Raw genomic sequence first — 1,162 nt, 5'->3', positions numbered from 1 at the left:
ATGTTTGGTATGGGGGTTGCGCTAGGGCTCGGCGGCAAGTTTTATCAGCAAGTGGTTTTGTTTGAAAGCAAACAAGACTTCGATACGTTCGTCAACGAAGGCTGGGAAGCAACCAGCGAAGCTTCAGCAGTTGCAGGCGAAGATGCCGAAGAGTTCTCTGCACAGTTCAACAGCGGCGTTGCCGTTTATCAGCTCAACTCAAAAGGCTTACTTATCGATGCGAATGTATCTGGTTCAAAATACTGGGTAAATGAAGAGCTCACCAACGCCCAGTAATTTACCTGCTCTGGTTGAAAACACTTCACAACAACGAATGGTTTCACAAGAATTGATAAAAATCTGAGCATTAAAAATCATAGAATTAACAATCGAGAACGCAAAACTGAGTACCTGAGCAACTTTTTAGGGGGAAGTCACGAGAAGATGGTGACTTCCCTTTCTCGTTGGATTGCTTTTGGTTATGCTTGCGCAAAATTAAATCATGTCAACTCGATGATCGCATGCCTAACCAAAACTTTAACGCGCAACTCGCAGAAGCAATTTCTGCTTTAAACACGCCTAACTTCACCCCAAAATTGATGAGCGTGATTCACTCAATTTTCGATTTTGATTGCGCGATCATTCTTGGTTACCGAGAAGGCAAACACCCGATCTATCTATATGACTCGATTGAAAATGAACGTGAGTTGCTATTTCAACGTTACCTGACCAACTCATTTCAAAACGATCCGTTTTTCCAAAACCTCAACCAGAACAAGCAACAAGGCATCTTCACCCTAAAAGATGTGGCGAAAAAAGGCATCGAATATCAAACGTATCGAAAGCAGTTTTACGATCAAACAGGTTGGAAAGATGAACTCAGCATGCTGGTAGAAATCGAATCCGGTCGTTGGGTAATTCTCTATTTTGGCTGCTTGCGTGAAGGTAAGCGCTTCTCTGCCGCGCAAATCAACAGCTTGCGCTCGCATTTTTCTGTTCTTCAATCGCTGTGCCAACAGCATTGGAAACAAGCCGAGTTTAACTTATCAGAGCCCGTAGTTCGCCCAGACGCCTACACAGGCAATATGAACGTTGCCATTGAGCAGGCGTTAAGCTCATTTGGCATAGAGTCACGGACTCGACGGGAGCAGGAAGTCGCCTCCCTCCTTTCTCAAGGGTTTGA

At 44.6% G+C, this 1,162-nt stretch carries 2 protein-coding genes; both read left to right on the top strand.

The window, feature by feature from the left end:
- On the top strand, positions 1-276 hold a 276-nt coding region (locus tag R8O70_RS25815), incomplete at its 5' end, for a YSC84-related protein (protein WP_318184535.1).
- 224 nt (positions 277-500) lie between these two features.
- A partial coding sequence (locus R8O70_RS25810) for a LuxR family transcriptional regulator (RefSeq protein ID WP_318184534.1) occupies positions 501-1,162 on the top strand: 662 nt, incomplete at its 3' end.

This window comes from Vibrio sp. 779(2023) (assembly GCF_033344285.1).
Lineage (GTDB): Bacteria > Pseudomonadota > Gammaproteobacteria > Enterobacterales > Vibrionaceae > Vibrio > Vibrio alginolyticus.
This window is presented reverse-complemented; position numbering and strand designations above follow the sequence as displayed.